This is a genomic window from Demequina activiva (genome assembly GCF_016862815.1).
GTDB classification, from domain to species: Bacteria; Actinomycetota; Actinomycetes; order Actinomycetales; family Demequinaceae; genus Demequina; species Demequina activiva.
This window is the reverse complement of record NZ_BONR01000006.1, coordinates 60,056-76,767: the sequence shown is the minus strand read 5'-3', so window position 1 is coordinate 76,767 and position 16,712 is coordinate 60,056. Positions and strand designations below refer to the sequence as shown.

Below are 16,712 nucleotides of genomic sequence, written 5' to 3'. Positions count from 1 at the left end.
CCCCGGGACCTGAGTAGCGTGGTGCCATGACAGCAGAAGACCGGCTCTTCCCGGGCTCGACGTTCATCTCGACCGTCCTGGACGCCCTCGAGACCAAGACGGCGATGAGCGGTCAGCTCGCTCGGGTCTACATCATGCGAGCCGCCATGGCCGGTGCGCTGATAGGCGTCATGTACCTCACCTACTACGCGGTCCTGGCGGGGTTCGCGGAGGTGGGCGACGGAGACCTGATCGCGATCGGCCGCATGGTGGGAGCCGCCGTGTTCGGGTTCGCGCTGGTGTTCATCTACTACAGCAAGTCCGAGCTGCTGACGTCGAACATGATGATCGTCGCGATCGGCGCGTACTACCGGCGCACCACGCCGCTGCGATCCCTGCGCATCCTGCTGTACTGCTACGCCGGCAACGTCATGGGCGGTCTCGCGGTGGCCCTCATGGTCGCGGCGTCGACGCTCGCGGACGGCGCCGTGGGCGATCAGATGCAGATGAGCGTGGACCACAAGCTCGACTACGTCGCGGGCGGCGTCGGCGGGTGGTCGGACCTGTTCATGCGCGCGGTGCTGTGCAACTTCATGATCAACCTCGCGATGCTGCTGGTCTACAACGGCCGCATCCGCGACGACCTCACCTCCGCCGTGACGATGGTGATGAGCGTCTTCGTGTTCGCCTTCGTGGGCTTCGAGCACTCGGTCGCCAACACGGTGCTCTTCACGATCATGGGGCTCAGCAACGGGATCGATGTGGGCCTGGCGCTGGGGAACGTAGGCATCGTGCTCCTCGGCAACTTTGTGGGCGGAGGGCTGCTGATCGGCTGGTACTACGCCTACGCCAACGACGCTCAGCGGCTCATGCGCAAGCGCAGCGGCGACACGGAGGCGTGACAGCCGCGAACGGCCGATGCGTCAGTCGCCGGGGATCTGCGGCGGCGCGTAGCGCAGGCGGTCGCCATCCAGCAGCGCGTTGGTGCGCGCGACGAAATCCTCGACGTCGACCCCCCACAGCGGCACGTCTGCGATGGAGCGACCGCCCGCGGTGAGCGTCACGCGCGGATCCGCCTTCGACCCCATCACCGAGCTCAGTGCGGGAGTGACCACCACATCCGCGCCCTCCACGCGCTCGACGGGGCGCTTGAGCCAGCCCTCCTGGACGGAGGCGGGGCGCCGGATCGCGCCCGAGGGCTCGAGCACCAGCAGCGCGCGGCGCGTGCGCACCAGGTTCGCGAGCGACAGGACCACGAACAGCGCGCCGAGGAGGGCGACCAGACTGCCCAGCCCCCACAGCACGGGCGAGGCCACGAGCCCGACCCACACCCCCGGTATGCCGGCGAAGGCAAGTCCGCCGAGCAGGATCGCGACGCGGACCGCGAGGCGCCGCAGGATCGCGTGCCAGGGCTCGCGCAGCAGCACCGTTCGGTCAGCCATCCGTCGCCTCAATGCGTGGGAGCGCCCACGCACAGCACGTGACGCTCGGCGATCTCGCCGTCGGAGCGCACCCTCAGCTGCAGCAGCGTCAGCGACGCGGGCTGCGGCCAGATGTGTCCCCAGTGGTCCACGGGCATCGCCGTCGAGACGCCCACGGCGGACTTGATGGCGACGGCGTGGGAGGCGACGGCCCACGCACGCGCGATGTCGCTGCCGTCGGCGCACAGCTGCGCATGCTCGCGCGCCGCGTCCCGGAGGAAGGCGTCGAAGCGCTCCCCCACCTGAGGCATGGACTCGCCGCCGGGCGCCGCGATCTCGCCGAACCTCCAGCGGTGGATCGCGTCGCCGAAGCGCTCGGCCACCTGGTCTCCGGTGAGGCCTTCCCAGTGGCCGAAGTCGATCTCGCGCACGCGGTCCTCGGTCTCGACATGGGCGCCGATGCGCCGGCCCAGCGCAGCACCCGTCTCCTGGGTGCGGGTCATGGGAGAGGCGAACACGCGAGTCACGTGGGCGACGCGGTCCCAGTCGCGACGGCCGATGCGGTACACGGCATCCGCGGCCTTGGCCGCCTGGATGCGTCCCTGGGAGTTCAGCGCCGGGCCCACCACGCTCGAGCCGGACAGAGCGTGCGAGAGCGTCATGTCCGTCACGCCATGTCGCACCAGAACCATGGTGAGCGGGCTGACGAGGTCGCCGCCGGCGACCGCGAAGAGCGAACGTCCACGCGTCTGAGAGGACTCGACGGGGGTGTCATCCGCGGTGGCGGACTCAACGTGGTCGTCGTACTCCGGTCCTGCGTCGGGGCCCGTGTCCTCCGGATGGCGATCCGTCACGCGCGCTCCTTGCGCACCAGGATCCGTCCGCACTCCTCGCATCGCACGATCTGCTCGGCCGGCGCAGTGTCGATCGTGCGCAGGTCCGCGGGGTTGAGAGACATGTGGCAGCCCATGCAGGTGCCGCCCTCGAGAGCCGCCGCGCCCACGCCACCGTGCTGCTCGCGGAGCCGCTCGTACAGGCTCACGAGCCCGGCGTCGAGGCCCTCTGCGGCCGCCGCGCGCTCCTGCGCGGCCTCCTCGATCTCGGAGTCGATCGACCGGAACGTGACATCGCGCTCGTGCTCGAGCTCCCGCAGCCGCTTCACGCCGTTCTCGCGGCGGGCCACGACCTCGGCCTGGGCGGCCTCCGCTGACTCGAGGCTCTCCATCACCTCGAGCTCGACGTCCTCGAGGTCGCTGGTGCGGCGCTCGAGGATCTCCAGGTCCGCCTGAAGCGCCTGCAGGTCCTTGGGCGAGGTCGACGAGGAGGCAAGCCGCGCCCGGTCGCGCTCCGCTCGATCCCTCACGGACTGGACGTCGTCCTCCGCCTTCGCGACAGCCCGGCGAAGATCGTTCACCTCGGTGCCGCGCGCCACCGCCTCCTCCTCGAGTCCCCGGTCGAGCTGGACGAGCTCGTCGATCTGGGCGAGCACGGGCAGCGTCGCGCGACGATGCTGCGCCTGCTGGATGCGCAGGTCCGCATCCTGGACGGCCAGGAGCCTCAGCTGATGGTCGTGGGGGGCAGTGGGCACAGGGGTCCTCCGTGAAAGGGGTGTCAGGCGCTGAAGCGCGCGGTCCAGGGGTCGGTCGAGAGAGTGGACACGATCGTGTCCACGGCGGCGGCGTCCGCGACATGCTCCGCGGCGTCAGCGAGCCACGCCCACTCGGACGCATAGTGCGAGACATCCACGAGATACGGCCGGCCGTCGTGGAGCTCGGCGTACTCGCGCGCCTCCGACGCCGGGTGGTGACGCAGGTCCGCGGTGACGTAGGCATCGGCGCCGCTGCGGCGCACCGCGTCGAAGAAGCCGTCTCCGGCGCCGCCGACCACGGCGACCGTGGTCACGAGCGCGTCGAGGTCCCCCGCCACGCGCACGCCGTGCTCGGTCGCAGGCAGCACGGACGCGACGGCTCGGGCGAACTCCTCGAGAGTCAGCGGGCCCGCGAGCATGCCCACCCGTCCGGTGCCCTCGGAGGCACTGTCCGCGGCGGGGAGCAGGGGGACGGCGTCGACGACGCCGATCGCGGCGGCGAGCGCATCGCATACTCCCCCGGCCGCCGCATCGGCGTTGGTGTGCGCGTTGTACAGGCTCACGCCGGCCTGGATGAGGCGGTGCACCACCGCGCCCTTGGGCGTCGAGGCCGACACGGACGTGACGCCACGCAGCAGCAGCGGATGGTGGGTGACGATGAGGTCCGCGCCCTGGTCGAGCGCCTCCTCCACCACGGCGAGCGTGGGGTCGACGGCGAACAGCACGCGAGTGACCGCGGCCTGGGGGTCTCCGACTGCGAGACCATTGACGTCCCACGGCTCTGCGAGCTCGGGACGGAAGCGAGATTCGAGGATCCCGGCGATGTCAGCGACCGTGGCCATGGGGCCACGGTACCGGCCTCAGCGGACCGCCGCCGACTCGCTAGGAGGAGTCGGAACGGCGCTCGTCGGATGCGGACTCGACCAGCCGGTCGATCTTCGCCTCCAGGCGGTCGATGCGCTCCTGGAGCTCGGAGTGGCGGTCGACCTCGCGCTGCTCCTCCTCGCGGTCGCCCTCGCCGGACGTGACCGAGACGAACCACGCGGCCACCGAGGCCGTCACGACGCCGATGAGCGCGATGCCGAGCAGCATCATGATGACGGCGACGATGCGGCCGGTGATGCTCACCGGCGAGAAGTCGCCATAGCCCACCGTGGTCACGGTGACGATCGCCCACCACAGCGCATCGCCGAAGTTGTCGATGGCCGAGTCCTCGACCTCGCCCTCTGCCGAGAGCACCGCGACGGAGCCGATCCACAGCAGCAGCACCACCGAGATCACCACCGCCTGCATGGTCCGCATGCGACCCTTGGCGGAGGCGAAGGCCGCTCCCTGCGTGAAGGCGGTGAGGACCTTCAACGGGCGGGCGGCCGGGATCAGCACCGCGATCACGTCGAGGGGATGGGTCCACAGGAACTTCCAGGACTTCTCCGAGATCACGGTGCGCACGACGATGTCGACCAGGAAGACCAGCCAGATCCATCCCTGCACCGCGAGCAGCGTGCCGTTCAGGGCTCCGGGGATCGACTCGAAGAAGATGATGCGCGCAGACCACACCACGAGGAACACCATGGCGAGCACGGCCATCCAGGTGTCAGTGCGCTTCGCGTAGGCGTCATATCTGGCGCCCATGGGCTCGGCCACGGTGAAGGCTCCCCTCGTCCGGCTGTCGCGTGGGCCCTGCCGGACTCGAACCGACGACACCTGCGGTGTAAACGCAGTGCTCTAACCAGCTGAGCTAAGGGCCCGCGCCCCATTCTTGCGCATCGGCTCGACGGGTCGAGTCAGCGCGCCGCAGGTCGACCCAGCTGAGCGATGGCCTCGCGATAGGCGTCGATCTCTCTGGCCTGACCCGTGGGGTTGATCACGGACCACGCGACCGAGCCGTCCGCATCGATCAGGAAGGTGCCGCGCGTGGCGAGGCCCTTCTGCGGATTGAACACGCCGTAGGCGCTTGCCGCCTCGCCGTGTGGCCAGAAGTCGCTGAGGAGCTCGCCGGTGTAGCCGTGCGCGTCCGCCCACGCCTTGAGCGTGTAGATCGAGTCGCAGGACACCACGATCACCTCGAGCGCGCGGTCCTCCGTGAGGTCCGATGCGTCCCGCAGGTCGATCAGCTCGTTGGTGCAGGTGTCCGAGAACGCGAAGGGCACGAACACCAGCAGCACCGCGGCACCGCGGTAGTCGCTGAGCGTGACGTGGCGACCGTGCTGGTCCGTGAGCGTGAGATCCGGGGCGGGATGGCCGACGAGTCCGTCGCTCACTTGCTGCGCCCCTTCTCGGCGAGCTGGGTGCACGACCACCCCTCGCCCACGACGAATGTCGACGTCGCGTGCAGCCCTGCGAGCGACGAGGCCTCCTGGACGTCCCCAGGGAGCACGTGGCCCGTGGTTCCCGCCTTGGGGGTCAACAGCCACACACCGCCGCCGTCGTCGAGCAGCGACTGCACGTCCATGAGCAGATCGGCGAGGTCGTCGTCGCCGTCGCGGAACCACACCAGCACCGCGTCGGTGACATCGCCGAAGTCCTCGTCGACGAGGTCCTCTCCGGTGAGATCCTCGATCGCGGCGCGGAGCGACTCATCAGCATCGTCGTCATACCCGAACTCCTGGATGACCATGCCGCGCTCGAATCCGAACCGGTCGATGATCCCTGCATCCACGGTGCTGGCACCGTCCTGTGACGCCACGGTGGCGACGCTCCCTTCGTTGGCGATGCGCGCAGGTGCGCGCCCAGGACTCACAGTAGATGCCGCCGGCGATGCGTGGCAACGGCAGCGCTCCTCGGCGCCCGTGGACTGCGTCACAGGGGCTGGCGTGACAATCGAGCCAGATATGGCAAGAATGGCGGGAGCGGCGGCACATCCGCCTCCACCCCTATGCGTTCGGCGCACCACCCCTGCGCCCAAGAGGAAGGTCACCGGTGGCATCACACGGCGAGGTTGACAAGGACCCGAACGAGACCGGCGAGTGGCTTGAATCGCTCGATGGACTGATCGAGAGCGGCGGCGAGTCGCGGGCCGAGTACATCCTCGACCGGATGGTGGAGCACGCGGCGTCGCAGCAGCTGTCGGTGCCGCTGAGCCTCAACACTCCTTACGTCAACACCATCCACGTGGACGACGAGCCCGAGTTCCCCGGCGACGAGGAGATCGAGCGGCGCTACCGCGGCTGGATCCGCTGGAACGCGGCGGTCATGGTGACCCGCGCGCAGGCCGGCGACAAGGGCGTGGGCGGCCACATCTCCTCCTACGCCTCGGTCGCGACGCTCTACGAGGTGGGCCTGAACCACTTCTTCCGCGGCAAGGACCACCCGGGCGGTGGCGACCAGGTGTACTTCCAGGGCCACGCGGCCCCCGGCGTGTACGCACGCGGCTTCGTCGAGGGACGGTTCTCCGAGGAGGACCTCGACTCGTTCCGCCAGGAGAAGTCGGCGAGCGGGCGCGGCCTGTCCTCCTACCCCCACCCCAGGCTCATGCCGGAGCTGTGGGAGTTCCCCACCGTCTCGATGGGCCTGGGCCCCGCATCGGCCATCTACCAGGCGTGGACCAACCGATACCTGCACCTGCGCGGCATCAAGGACACGTCGCAGCAGCACGTGTGGGCGTTCCTGGGCGACGGCGAGATGGACGAGCCCGAGTCGCGCGGCATGCTGCAGCTGGCAGCCAACCAGAACCTCGACAACCTGACCTTCGTCGTCAACTGCAACCTGCAGCGCCTCGACGGCCCGGTGCGCGGCAACGGCAAGATCATCCAGGAGCTCGAGGCGTACTTCCGCGGCGCCGGCTGGAACGTCCTGAAGGTGGTCTGGGGCCGCAACTGGGACCCGCTGCTGGAGCGCGACGACGACGGCGCCCTGGTCAACCTGATGAACACCGTCCCCGACGGCGACTTCCAGACCTTCCGCGCCGAGTCCGGCGCGTTCATCCGCGACCAGTTCTTCGGAGGCGATCCGCGCGCCAAGGAGCTCGTCAAGGACATGACCGACGACGAGATCTGGGCGCTCAAGCGCGGCGGCCACGACTACCAGAAGCTCTACGCGGCCTATGCCAAGGCCACCACTGAGGCGAACGGTAAGCCCACGGTCATCCTCGCGAAGACCATCAAGGGCTACGGGCTCGGCACCAACTTCGCCGCGCGCAACTCCACGCACCAGATGAAGAAGCTCGCCGCTGCGGACCTCAAGGTCCTGCGCGATGCCTACGACCTGCCGTTCACCGACGAGCAGCTCGAGGAGGACCCCTACCGGCCGCCGTACTACCACCCGGGGATGGACGATCCCGCGGTGAAGTACATGCTGGAGCGCCGCAAGGAGCTGGGTGGCTTCGTGCCCGAGCGCCGCGACCCGAAGAAGTCGCTCGAGATGCCCGACGACAAGGCCTACGAGCTGCTCGCGAAGGGATCGGGCAAGCAGCAGATCGCCACCACGATGGCCTTCGTGCGGCTCTTCAAGGATCTGGTCAAGGACAAGGCCTTCGGGCACCGCCTGGTGCCGATCATCCCCGACGAGGCCCGCACCTTCGGCCTGGACTCGATCTTCCCCTCGGCCAAGATCTTCAACGTGCTGGGGCAGAACTACCTGCCCGTGGACCGCGAGCTGATGCTGAGCTACAAGGAGTCCGAGGCCGGGCAGATCATGCACACCGGCATCAACGAGGCCGGCTCGGCCGCCGCATTCCAGGCCGTCGGCACCTCCTACGCCACGCACGGCGAGCCGCTCATCCCGTTCTACATCTTCTACTCGATGTTCGGCTTCCAGCGCACCGGCGACCAGTTCTGGGCGGCGGGCGACCAGTTGACCCGCGGCTTCATCATCGGTGCCACCGCGGGACGCACCACCCTCGCGGGCGAGGGCCTGCAGCACGGCGACGGACACTCTCCCCTGCTGGCCGGCACCAACACTGCCGTGGTGCAGTACGACCCGGCGTTCGGCTACGAGATCCGCCACATCGTCAAGGACGGCATCCAGCGGATGTACGGGGACGACGATCGCGACCCGAACGTCATGTACTACCTCACCGTGTACAACGAGCCCATCCAGCACCCTGCCGAGCCGGAGGATGTCGACGTCGAGGGCATCCTCAAGGGCATCTACAAGTTCGCGGACGCCCCTGCCGGCGACGGACCGGAGGCACAGATCCTGGCGTCCGGCGTCGCGGTGCCGTGGGCGATGGAGGCCCAGGAGCTGCTGGCCGCGCACTACGGCGTCCGCGCCACGGTGTGGTCCGTGACCTCGTGGAACGAGCTGCGACGCGACGCGCTCGACGCCGAGCAGCACGAGTTCCTCTACCCCGATGAGGAGGCTCGCACGCCGTACCTCACGCAGAAGCTCGAGGGCGCGAAGGGCCCCTTCGTCGCCACCACGGACTACGACCACCTGGTCCCCGACCAGGTTCGCGCGTGGATTCCGGGCGACTACGCCACGCTCGGAGCGGATGGCTACGGCTTCTCCGACACCCGTGCGGCTGCGCGGCGCTACTTCAAGATCGACGGACCATCCACCGCGGTGCGCGTGCTCCAGCAGCTCGCCAAGCGCGGCGAGATCGACCGCAGTGCCGTCAAGGACGCGATCGAGCGCTACGAGCTCCACGACGTGACCAAGGGCACCTCGGGCAACGCGGGCGGAGACGCCTGAGCCTGACACTGCTCACGACGAGGGCCCCGCACCATCACCGGTGCGGGGCCCTCGTCGTCGCGGGAGGGATGACGTCAGCTGCGGCCGCTCCGGGGGTCGTCCTCTGGCGCAGGACCCTCCTCCGGAGCGGGCGTCTGCCCGGCCGATGCTTCCGTCTCCGGGCCGCCCCCGTCGCCAGATGACTCCGTCACCGTGGGCTGATCGGCCTCCGACGGCAACGGCTCCGGCTCCCGCTCCGGCTCCGGCTCCGGCTCCGGCTCCGGGGAGACTCCCGCCTGCCCGGGTGGCGTCTGCGCGTGCACCGCGCCGGCATCGGCGTTCGTCGAGGTGGCAGGGGCATCGTCGTCTCGACGGGCGGCCCCACCGCCCGCCGCGCTGGCGCCGGCTGCGGCACCAGCGGCGCCAGCGCCTCCCGTCCGTCCGCGTGACGGATCGTCCTCGATGGGTCCTCCCGTGCCGATCGAGTCCTCCGGGGGCAGGTCTCGGGAGGTGGTGGCGGCCAGGGCATCGGCGTGCGAGATCGAGCGGCGCACCACCACCGCTACCACGATGATCGCCACCAGCAGGACGGCGAGAAGCGCCCACAGCACCGCGAGCATCACGCCGCCGAACGCGCTGGGGGCCAGCACGCGGGCGTAGCCCGCGCCCGTGCATCCGTCTCCCTCGCCCTCGATCTGTGCGGAGAAGTGATACGTGCCCGTGAGATCGAAGGCGTACTGATCCTTGAACTCCGCCAGCGCGCTCGCGACGTCCACCGTGCCGCCCCAGTCGGTCGATCCCGACGGGCTCGCGTACGTGGTCGAGTAAAGCGGGATGGTGAAGCCGCCCACCTCGAGACCCACGTCGACCGCGGCCTCCGTCGCGGTCTCCGGCACGGTGCCCATCCACTCGACGGTGTCGGTGGTGGTGACATCGAAGGGGTCGAGCGCGGAGGTGTCCGCGGGCGAGACGGGGTCCGCCTCCTGTGAGGAGGTGCCCTGGAACGTGCAGCGCTCGGACAACGCGCCGCCGCTCACGAACTCAGGAATGCCGGTCAGGGCGACGCCGCCCAGCAGCGAGGCGATCACGATCACCGTGATGCCGCCTCCGCGTGCAGCGCTCAGCCGCTGCGTGGTCAGCGCCATCGCGCCGACGATGCAGACGGCGAGGATGCCGAACAGAGAGAGCCGATCGGGCGGGATCACTCCCGTGAGCCACAGCAGTCCTGTCGCCACCACGCCCAGGAGCAGTCCCAGCAGGGCGCCCGTCCAAGGCCTCGGTCGAGCTTCCGTCATCGTGATGCTCCCTTCCGTGTGCTCTCACGCTATACGACACCCCGTGCGCTAGCAGGACAAACGCCCCGCGCACGGCAGCGCGTTTGGATGGAGCGAACAAGCAGATGCGCTCCGAATCGGGGTTCCTGCGGTCGATCGTGGCGCGTCGTTGTCGATCGCCTACAAGAGTCCCTATGCTGTGCCCCATGGCGATGACTCAGGCGCGGTCCGAGACGCTGCGACGGCTCCGCTCCGCGACGGGCCGGCTCTCCACGGCGGCACTCAAGAGTCTCGACACCGAGTACCTGTGGTTCCGGGAGCTGCCCGCACAGGAGCGCTCGTGGGTGGGCACGGTCGCGCAGGCCGGGATCGACTCGTTCGTGTCCTGGTACGCGGACCCGCAGCACAGCCAGCGCAGCGCCACCGAGGTGTTCGCCGCGGCTCCCCCGGAGCTCACGAGGTCCGTGTCGCTGCAGCACACCCTGTCGATCGTGCGCACGGTCGTGAGGGTGGTCGAGGAGCACGCCGGGGAGTTCGCGTCACCTGGCTCGGAGCGCGAGGTGCGGGAGGCGATCCTGGTCTACTCGCGCGAGATCGCGTTCTCCGCAGCCGAGGTCTACGCGCGTGCGGCCGAGACCCGCGGCGCCTGGGACGCGCGTCTCGAGGCGCTGGTGGTCGACGCGCTCGTGCGAGGGGAGGTGGACGACGACCTCCCCTCCCGTGCCGCCGCGCTCGGCTGGAAGCCCGGCCCCACGCTCGTGATGGTCGGCCTCACCGACGGCACCCTGGGAGAGGTGCAGTCCGCGGAGCTGCGACGCACCATCCGCCGAGCCGCCCCTGGCGCGCTGGTGGGAATCCACGGCGAGGATCTCATCGTGATCGCGCGGGCGGACGACGGCCACGAGTCGCTCTCGACACAGCTGCTCACGTCGTTCGGCCCGGGGCCCGTCGTGATCGGACCGGCCGCGATCACGCTGGTCGAGGTCGCGCGATCCACGCGAGCGGCGCTGTCCGGGGTGGTCGCCGCACCTGCGTGGTCGCTCACCCCGCGCCCCGCCGCTGCCGACGATCTGCTGCCCGAGCGCGTCCTCGTCGGCGACGCCACCGCGCGTGAGCGGCTCATCTCGATCGCCTACGACCCCATCCAGCGCGCGGGCGGCGCGCTCGGCGACACCATCGCCACCTATCTCGACTGCGGGCGCTCGCTCGAGCTCGCCGCGCGCACCATGTTCGTCCACGCCAACACGGTCCGCTACCGCCTCAAGAAGGTGGCGCAGCTGACGGGATGGGACGTGCTGTCCACCCGCGATGCACACGTGCTTGAGACTGCCTTCGCTCTCGGTCGCCTGCGCGACTCGAGCCACACGCCTTTGTAGACTGTCCACAATTCGACGCGCACGAATCGGTGACACACGTCCCGGCGCGCATCCTCGAGATGGGAGATGCTAGACGCATGATCGCCGTACTCTTCCCCGGCCAGGGAGCCCAGAAGCCCGGAATGCTGGAGCCATGGCTCGCGCACGCCGATGTCGCTGCACACCTGCGCGAGTTGTCGGAAGCCACAGACACGGACGTCGTCGCGCACGGCACGGTCTCCGACGCGGACACCATTCGCGACACCGCCGTGGCCCAGCCGCTGCTGGTCGCTGCCGGTCTCGCGACGGCCCGCGCGGTGCTGGACGGCGCGATCCCGGGCCTCGTCGCCGGCCACAGCGTGGGCGAGCTGGGTGCGGCCGCGCTCGCCGGAGTCGTGAGCGAAGCCGAGGCGATGCGCCTGGTCACTGTGCGCGCGCAGGCGATGGCCGCAGCCGCGGCCGCCGCCGAGCCCACCTCGATGGCCGCCGTGCTCGGCGGCGTCGAGCAGGACGTGCTCGACCGGCTCGAGCAGCTGGGGCTGACGCCAGCGAACATGAACGGCGGCGGTCAGATCGTCGCCGCGGGCTCGAAGGCCGGCATCGAGGCCCTCGCCGCCGAGCCGCCGGCGCGCACGCGGGTGATCGAGCTGCAGGTGGCTGGGGCGTTCCACACCTCGTACATGGAGCCGGCCGTGGCGGCCCTCGCCGAGGCCGCACATTCCGTCGCCCCCGTCGCTCCGGCCACGGCGCTCCTGTCGAACGCGGACGGAGCCGAGGTGGCGGACGGGCCGGATGCGCTCGCGCGCATCGTCCGCCAGGTCGCCAACCCGGTCCGCTGGGACCTCTGCCAGGCGCGTATGCTCGATCTGGGCGTCACCGGCATCATCGAGGTGGCCCCCGGCGGCGTTCTCACCGGCCTCGCGAAGCGCTCCCTCAAGGGCGTGCCTGCGGTGGCGCTGACCTCGCCAGACGACATCCCCGCAGCCCGAGAGCTCCTGGAGCAGCACGCGTGACGACCATGAACATCCGCCGGGGCCCCGAGTTCTCGCGCATCGCCGGACTGGGCGTCGCTCGCGGCGAGAATGCCGTCCCCAACGAGGACATCATCGAGCCCATCAACTCCTCAGACGAGTGGATTCGCAAGATGACCGGCATCGCGACTCGCGTGCGTGCCAACGCGGACACGTCGGTGATCGACCTGTCCGAGCGCGCCTCCCGGGAGGCACTCGAGGCTGCCGGCCTGGAGGGCGGCGACATCGACGCGGTGATCCTGTCCACCATCACCTATCCGCACATGACGCCCGGCGGCGCGCCGGTGCTCGCGGATCGACTCGGCTCGACCGGAGCCGCGTTCGACATCTCCGCCGCCTGCGCCGGCTACTGCTACGGCATCGGTCAGGCCGATGCGCTGGTGCGGTCCGGCTCGGCGCGGAACGTGCTGGTGGTGGGCGCGGAGAAGATGAGCGACTTCGTCGACCCTGCGGACCGGTCCATCTCCTACCTGCTGGGCGACGCCGCCGGAGCGGTGGTCGTGAGCGGCTCCGACACCCCCGGGATCGGCCCCACGGTCTGGGGCTCGGACGGCTCCGGTGCTCAGCTCATCCGCCAGACGGCGTCGTGGCTCGAGGTCCGGGACGACGCCGACACCGCGTTCCCCACGCTCTACCAGGAAGGTCCCAGCGTCTTCAAGTGGGCCTCCTTCAAGATGGCGCCGGTCGCGCTGCAGGCCATCGAGGCGGCAGGCATCACCCCGGACGACATCAAGGCGTTCATCCCGCACCAGGCGAACGTGCGCATCATCGATCAGATGGTCAAGCAGATCGGCCTGCCCTCGCACGTCGCCGTGGGCAAGGACATCGTCGACTCAGGCAACACCTCCGCCGCGTCGATCCCGCTTGCCACGGAGCGGCTGCTTCGCGACGGCGACGCGACGTCGGGCGACCTCGCGCTGCAGATCGGCTTTGGCGCGGGCCTGGTCTACGCCGCGCAGGTCGTCGTCCTGCCCTAGGACGCTGGCCGCTACTAGAGTTCCAGAGGTCAACCACGAACCCGATGCCCCCGCATCACCACCACAAGGAGAGAAACATGGCAGACAAGAACGAGATCCTCGCCGGCCTTGCAGAGATCGTCGCCGAGGAGACCGGCCTCGAGACCGCCGAGGTCCAGCTCGACAAGTCGTTCACCGACGACCTCGACATCGACTCGCTGTCGATGATGACCATCGTCACCCTCGCCGAGGAGAAGTTCGACGTGCGCATCCCCGACGAGAAGGTCAAGGACCTGACCACCGTGGGCGACGCCGTCGACTACATCGCCGGCGCACAGGGCTGACCCCTTCCCGCAGTTTCCGCACCACCCCCATCAGGAGCATCACATGACCACAGTCGTCGTCACCGGACTCGGAACCACCAACCCGCTCGGCGGGGACGTGGACAGCACCTGGGAGGCCGCACTCGCCGGCCGCTCTGGCGTGCGGACGCTCGACAACGACTGGGCGGAGACCTACGGCATGGCCGTGAACTTCGCCGGTCAGCTGGTGGTGCCCACGTCGGAGGTGCTGTCTCGTCCCGAGACCAAGCGCATGGACCCGTCCGCCCAGATGGCGATCGTGGCCACGCGCGAGGCATGGGCCGACGCCGGCTCGCCCGAGGTGGACCCCGAGCGCCTGGGCGCCGTGGTCTCCTCGGGCATCGGCGGGGTCTGGACGCTGCTGAGCGCGTGGGACACCATGAAGGAGAAGGGCGCCGGGCGCGTCCTCCCCATGACGGTGCCGATGCTCATGCCCAACTCCCCCGCCGCGTACGTGTCGCTCGAGCTCACCGCTCGCGCCGGTGCGCACGCGCCCGTCTCCGCATGCGCCTCCGGCGCGGAGGCGATCGCCATGGGCTACGAGATGATCCAGCAGGGCCGCGCGGACGTGGTCGTGTGCGGCGGCACCGAGGCAGCCATCCACCCGCTGCCGATCTCCTCATTCGCCGCCATGGCCGCACTGTCCAAGCGCAATGATGACCCCGCTGGAGCGTCGCGTCCGTACGACACCGAGCGCGATGGCTTCGTGCTGGGAGAGGGTGCGGGGATCGTCGTGCTCGAGTCGGCCGAGCACGCCGCGGCGCGGGGTGCACGCGTGTACGCACACCTGGTGGGACTCGGCCGCACGGCGGACGGCCACCACATCGCCGCGCCCGAGCCGGAGGGCAAGGGCCAGACTCGCGCCATGGCACAGGCGCTCGAGATGGCTGGCCTGACCGTGACCGATGTCTCGCACGTCAACGCTCACGCCACCTCGACCCCGGTGGGCGACATGATCGAGGCGCGCGCGATCCGCGGGCTGCTGGGCGCGCACGCCGAGAACGTGCTGCTGAGCGCCACCAAGTCGATGACGGGCCACCTCCTGGGTGGTGCGGGCGCACTGGAGTCGGTGTTCACGATCAAGGCGCTCGAGACGCGCACGGCACCGCCCACCATCAACGTGACGTCGCCCGACCCCGAGCTCGAGGTCGACCTCGTTCGCGACTCCCCGCGCGCGCTGCCCTCGGACGGCGACGTGGCCGCGATCAACAACAGCTTCGGGTTCGGCGGGCACAACGTCGCCCTGGTCTTCACGAACGCCTAGACCGCGCATCGGCCAGGGTGGCGAGTCGCCCTCCCCACGGCCGTGACATGTGAGGACCGTGGGGCCACGGTCCACGCTCTCGCGTCGCCTGCGTCCCACGAGCACCGGTCGCGTGCTGGCGTGTCGCGTGACGGCTGATGCGGGGTGAGGCCGTGCGCGGCTCCCCTCAGAGGTCTGTGGGCGTCGCCTGGTGGAATCGCAGCCGCCAGCGGCCGTCGTTGACCCACACGCTGCTGCGGTGCGTCGCTCCGCGCGATGCCCGCGACGGCACTGACGTGTAGCGCACGAGTGCCACGTCCTCGCAGATCGCGACGGCGGTGAAGTCCATCAGCGGCAGCTGGATGTCGATCTCGACGGGCTGGAGATCCAGGGTGTCCTCACGGGTGAACGCGCGTCCCGAGCGGCCGATCTCCGAGAAGTTCTCCGCCAGCACGGCATCCATGTAGCGCGGGTCGAAGCGCGTCTCCGGCCGCCACATGGCCTCCTCCATCGCCTGGAGGGTCAGCGCCTCGTCTCGGGTCAGCTCCTGCATGTGTCCACTCCTCGTGCGCCGCTGGGCGTTTCCGCGGCGGATCCTCCTCCGCGCTGGTCAGCCGACGCGGTGGAGCCACCGTACCGGAGCACCGGAGCCGGCGTAGCGGAACGGCTCGAGCTCCTCGTCCCACGCCGCGCCCAGAGCGAGGTCCATCGCGCGCTTGAACTCGGTGACCGAGGCGCCGGACTCGAGGACTGCGCGGATGCGGTCCTCGGGCACCACGATGTTGCCGTGAACGTCCGTGACGGCGTGGAAGATTCCCAGCGACGGGGTGTGCGACCATCGGCCGCCGTCCGAGCCGAAGGACGGGTCCTCGGTCACCTCGTAGCGCACGTGCTCCCAGCCTCGCAGCGCCGAGGCGAGGCGTGCACCGGTGCCAGGAGTGCCCTGCCAGGCGACCTCGGCGCGATACAGCGCCGTGCCTGCGGGCTGGTCCGTCCACTCGAAGGAGGCGCGCGGACCCAGCACAGACTGAGCCGCCCACTCGATGTGCGGGCACATGGCGCGCGTGGCTGAGTGCACGAAGAGAACACCGCGGGTGATGGCAGCCATGACTCTTCCTTCCTGTTGAGGTGCGTCTTCCCCTACGACCTCGAAGGAACTCCCGACTGCCCGGGTGTGTGTCTATGGTGCCTCATCCTGCGGCGATGCGCCAGCGTGCCGCCCCGGCGTGTGGAAACCTGGGCCCATGGCCACGGTGATGACGGTCCAGCAGACCCGCGATGCGGAGGCTCGGGCGATGCGAACGGTCTCCGAGCGCACGCTGATGGCACGCGCGGCCGATGCGGTGGCGGCGGAGGCAGAGGCGATGCTGGCGGAGCGCACGGGACGCATCCGCGGTGCGCGCGTGGCCGTGCTGGCGGGATCCGGCGCGAACGGTGGCGACGCCATGCTGGCGGGTGCGCGCCTCCACTACCGGGGGGCGGAGGTCACGGTGGCGCTGGTGGGATCGAGCGGGCACGAGCAGGGCCTGGGAGAGGCGCAGGCGGCCGGCGCATCGGTCGTCGACGCACGCACGGATCCCTCGTCAGCCTCCGCTGCAGTCGTGAGCGCGGATCTGGTCATCGACGGGATCGTGGGGATCGGCGGGCGGCCCGGGCTGCGCGAGCCGGCCTCGACGCTCGTGGCCGCGATCCCGCACACAGCGGCCGTGCTGGCGGTCGACGTTCCGAGCGGCGTGGGCGTCGACGACGGTGCGATCGACGGACCTCACGTGAAGGCGGACGCCACCGTGACCTTCACCGCGGCCAAGCCGTGCCTCGTGACCGAGCCTGCGCGCTCGTCGGCTGGACGCGTGGTGATCGCGGACGTGGGCGTGCCCCGACGCTGAAGGCGCA

General features: G+C 70.1%; 18 protein-coding genes and 1 tRNA gene. 8 read left to right on the top strand and 11 right to left on the bottom strand.

Annotation, left to right across the window (positions count from 1 at the left end; all coding sequences use genetic code 11):
• Positions 1–26 precede the first annotated feature (26 nt).
• Positions 27–881 (top strand): formate/nitrite transporter family protein, encoded by an 855-nt coding sequence (locus tag Dac01nite_RS11560; protein ID WP_203657150.1) that lies wholly within the window; start codon positions 27–29, stop codon positions 879–881.
• Positions 882–902: 21 nt separating this feature from the next.
• Here the strand turns inward: Dac01nite_RS11560 and Dac01nite_RS11555 are convergent, their stop codons facing one another.
• The 8 genes from Dac01nite_RS11555 to Dac01nite_RS12135 all read right to left on the bottom strand — a co-directional run bounded on the left by Dac01nite_RS11555 (position 903) and on the right by Dac01nite_RS12135 (position 5,674).
• On the bottom strand, positions 903–1,421 hold the full coding sequence (locus tag Dac01nite_RS11555) for a hypothetical protein (protein ID WP_203657148.1): 519 nt from the start codon (positions 1,419–1,421) through the stop codon (positions 903–905).
• Positions 1,422–1,429: 8 nt separating this feature from the next.
• The gene (locus tag Dac01nite_RS11550; protein WP_203657147.1) at positions 1,430–2,254 is read right to left on the bottom strand and encodes a histidine phosphatase family protein; all 825 of its coding nucleotides are present in this window, start codon (positions 2,252–2,254) and stop codon (positions 1,430–1,432) included.
• Positions 2,251–2,988 carry a zinc ribbon domain-containing protein gene (locus tag Dac01nite_RS11545; RefSeq protein ID WP_203657146.1) on the bottom strand — a complete coding sequence of 246 codons (738 nt, stop codon included), beginning with the start codon at positions 2,986–2,988 and terminating at the stop codon, positions 2,251–2,253. Before Dac01nite_RS11545 ends, Dac01nite_RS11550 begins: the two co-directional genes overlap by 4 nt.
• A gap of 23 nt (positions 2,989–3,011) precedes the next feature.
• Entirely contained in the window at positions 3,012–3,830 is an 819-nt protein-coding gene (locus Dac01nite_RS11540) for a Nif3-like dinuclear metal center hexameric protein (RefSeq protein ID WP_203657145.1), read from the bottom strand.
• A 40-nt stretch (positions 3,831–3,870) separates the two neighbouring features.
• Positions 3,871–4,620 carry an ion channel gene (locus Dac01nite_RS11535; RefSeq protein ID WP_203657138.1) on the bottom strand — a complete coding sequence of 250 codons (750 nt, stop codon included), beginning with the start codon at positions 4,618–4,620 and terminating at the stop codon, positions 3,871–3,873.
• Positions 4,621–4,662: 42 nt separating this feature from the next.
• Positions 4,663–4,736 (bottom strand) — tRNA-Val (locus tag Dac01nite_RS11530).
• A gap of 36 nt (positions 4,737–4,772) precedes the next feature.
• Positions 4,773–5,249, bottom strand: a complete 477-nt coding sequence (locus tag Dac01nite_RS11525; RefSeq protein WP_203657136.1) for a peroxiredoxin — start codon at positions 5,247–5,249, stop codon at positions 4,773–4,775.
• Complete coding sequence (locus Dac01nite_RS12135) at positions 5,246–5,674, bottom strand: DUF3052 domain-containing protein (protein ID WP_239066639.1); 429 nt, start codon at positions 5,672–5,674, stop codon at positions 5,246–5,248. The genes Dac01nite_RS11525 and Dac01nite_RS12135 overlap by 4 nt, the downstream gene beginning before the upstream one ends.
• Before the next feature lie 233 nt (positions 5,675–5,907).
• On the opposite strand from Dac01nite_RS12135, the gene aceE reads away from it, so the two are divergent.
• Positions 5,908–8,619 (top strand): pyruvate dehydrogenase (acetyl-transferring), homodimeric type, encoded by a 2,712-nt coding sequence (gene aceE / locus Dac01nite_RS11515; RefSeq protein ID WP_239066638.1) that lies wholly within the window; start codon positions 5,908–5,910, stop codon positions 8,617–8,619.
• A gap of 74 nt (positions 8,620–8,693) precedes the next feature.
• On the opposite strand, the gene Dac01nite_RS11510 is transcribed toward aceE, so the two are convergent.
• Positions 8,694–9,893, bottom strand: a complete 1,200-nt coding sequence (locus Dac01nite_RS11510; protein ID WP_203657132.1) for a hypothetical protein — start codon at positions 9,891–9,893, stop codon at positions 8,694–8,696.
• Between the two features lie 185 nt (positions 9,894–10,078).
• Here Dac01nite_RS11510 and Dac01nite_RS11505 point away from each other — a divergent pair, with 185 nt between their 5' ends.
• The 5 genes from Dac01nite_RS11505 (at position 10,079) to Dac01nite_RS11485 (ending at position 14,840) form a co-directional block, all read left to right on the top strand.
• Positions 10,079–11,248 carry a PucR family transcriptional regulator gene (locus Dac01nite_RS11505; RefSeq protein WP_239066637.1) on the top strand — a complete coding sequence of 390 codons (1,170 nt, stop codon included), beginning with the start codon at positions 10,079–10,081 and terminating at the stop codon, positions 11,246–11,248.
• 77 nt (positions 11,249–11,325) lie between these two features.
• On the top strand, positions 11,326–12,240 hold the full coding sequence (locus tag Dac01nite_RS11500; RefSeq protein ID WP_203657128.1) for an ACP S-malonyltransferase: 915 nt from the start codon (positions 11,326–11,328) through the stop codon (positions 12,238–12,240).
• A gap of 5 nt (positions 12,241–12,245) precedes the next feature.
• Entirely contained in the window at positions 12,246–13,235 is a 990-nt protein-coding gene (locus Dac01nite_RS11495; protein ID WP_203657255.1) for a beta-ketoacyl-ACP synthase III, read from the top strand.
• Between the two features lie 77 nt (positions 13,236–13,312).
• Complete coding sequence (locus tag Dac01nite_RS11490; protein ID WP_203657126.1) at positions 13,313–13,558, top strand: acyl carrier protein; 246 nt, start codon at positions 13,313–13,315, stop codon at positions 13,556–13,558.
• A 43-nt stretch (positions 13,559–13,601) separates the two neighbouring features.
• Positions 13,602–14,840, top strand: coding sequence for a beta-ketoacyl-[acyl-carrier-protein] synthase family protein (locus Dac01nite_RS11485; RefSeq protein ID WP_203657124.1), 1,239 nt, complete (start codon positions 13,602–13,604; stop codon positions 14,838–14,840).
• 166 nt (positions 14,841–15,006) lie between these two features.
• On the opposite strand, the gene Dac01nite_RS11480 is transcribed toward Dac01nite_RS11485, so the two are convergent.
• Both Dac01nite_RS11480 and Dac01nite_RS11475 read right to left on the bottom strand, forming a co-directional pair.
• Positions 15,007–15,372: a nuclear transport factor 2 family protein gene (locus Dac01nite_RS11480; protein WP_203657122.1), complete on the bottom strand. Its 366-nt coding sequence runs from the start codon at positions 15,370–15,372 to the stop codon at positions 15,007–15,009.
• 57 nt (positions 15,373–15,429) lie between these two features.
• Positions 15,430–15,927 carry a DUF3145 domain-containing protein gene (locus Dac01nite_RS11475; protein ID WP_203657120.1) on the bottom strand — a complete coding sequence of 166 codons (498 nt, stop codon included), beginning with the start codon at positions 15,925–15,927 and terminating at the stop codon, positions 15,430–15,432.
• 136 nt (positions 15,928–16,063) lie between these two features.
• On the opposite strand from Dac01nite_RS11475, the gene Dac01nite_RS11470 reads away from it, so the two are divergent.
• Positions 16,064–16,705 carry an NAD(P)H-hydrate epimerase gene (locus tag Dac01nite_RS11470; protein WP_203657118.1) on the top strand — a complete coding sequence of 214 codons (642 nt, stop codon included), beginning with the start codon at positions 16,064–16,066 and terminating at the stop codon, positions 16,703–16,705.
• Positions 16,706–16,712 lie beyond the last annotated feature (7 nt).

Bases quoted from the DNA above. Each gene is read 5' to 3' on its own strand.
- Dac01nite_RS11500 (WP_203657128.1), top strand. From the start codon at position 11,326: ATGATCGCCGTACTCTTCCCCGGCCAGGGAGCCCAGAAGCCCGGAATG.
- Dac01nite_RS11505 (WP_239066637.1), top strand. From the start codon at position 10,079: ATGGCGATGACTCAGGCGCGGTCCGAGACGCTGCGACGGCTCCGCTCC.
- Dac01nite_RS11495 (WP_203657255.1), top strand. From the start codon at position 12,246: ATGAACATCCGCCGGGGCCCCGAGTTCTCGCGCATCGCCGGACTGGGC.
- Dac01nite_RS11535 (WP_203657138.1), bottom strand. From the start codon at position 4,620: ATGGGCGCCAGATATGACGCCTACGCGAAGCGCACTGACACCTGGATG.
- Dac01nite_RS11555 (WP_203657148.1), bottom strand. From the start codon at position 1,421: ATGGCTGACCGAACGGTGCTGCTGCGCGAGCCCTGGCACGCGATCCTG.
- Dac01nite_RS11540 (WP_203657145.1), bottom strand. From the start codon at position 3,830: ATGGCCACGGTCGCTGACATCGCCGGGATCCTCGAATCTCGCTTCCGT.
- Dac01nite_RS11480 (WP_203657122.1), bottom strand. From the start codon at position 15,372: ATGCAGGAGCTGACCCGAGACGAGGCGCTGACCCTCCAGGCGATGGAG.
- Dac01nite_RS11470 (WP_203657118.1), top strand. From the start codon at position 16,064: ATGGCCACGGTGATGACGGTCCAGCAGACCCGCGATGCGGAGGCTCGG.
- Dac01nite_RS11560 (WP_203657150.1), top strand. From the start codon at position 27: ATGACAGCAGAAGACCGGCTCTTCCCGGGCTCGACGTTCATCTCGACC.
- Dac01nite_RS11510 (WP_203657132.1), bottom strand. From the start codon at position 9,893: ATGACGGAAGCTCGACCGAGGCCTTGGACGGGCGCCCTGCTGGGACTG.
- Dac01nite_RS11485 (WP_203657124.1), top strand. From the start codon at position 13,602: ATGACCACAGTCGTCGTCACCGGACTCGGAACCACCAACCCGCTCGGC.
- Dac01nite_RS11490 (WP_203657126.1), top strand. From the start codon at position 13,313: ATGGCAGACAAGAACGAGATCCTCGCCGGCCTTGCAGAGATCGTCGCC.
- Dac01nite_RS11475 (WP_203657120.1), bottom strand. From the start codon at position 15,927: ATGGCTGCCATCACCCGCGGTGTTCTCTTCGTGCACTCAGCCACGCGC.